Raw genomic sequence first — 256 nt, 5'->3', positions numbered from 1 at the left:
GTTCTTCGGAAAGCTCAAAGCTGAAGGCTTGTTCTTCCGGGTTGGAGCGTGCCTGTTTGTCTGCCTTTTGCTCCTGGCTGATAATGTTTTTCAGGTTCTCACGCAGGTTTATGATGTCTGTTTCCTGCACGGCCTGTTGAATTTCTTCCTGTAGCCTGACTTCTTCGGCCAGCTCTGTGTTGTAGGCCAGTTCAGCATTGAATTCGCTAAGCGCGTCGCCGGTCAACTCCCCGCTAAGGTACTTCTCAATTTGTTC

The 256-nt window shown here is 50.0% G+C and carries 1 protein-coding gene; it reads right to left on the bottom strand.

Annotated elements, in window-relative coordinates; all coding sequences use genetic code 11:
• Positions 1 to 256: hypothetical protein (locus Q1A18_RS19025; protein WP_299584745.1), on the bottom strand; the 256-nt coding region annotated here is incomplete at both ends.

This window comes from uncultured Sunxiuqinia sp. (assembly GCF_947495665.1).
GTDB lineage: Bacteria > Bacteroidota > Bacteroidia > Bacteroidales > Prolixibacteraceae > Sunxiuqinia > Sunxiuqinia rutila.
The sequence above is the reverse complement of the archived record's forward strand: the minus strand, read 5'-3'. Positions and strand labels throughout refer to the sequence as shown.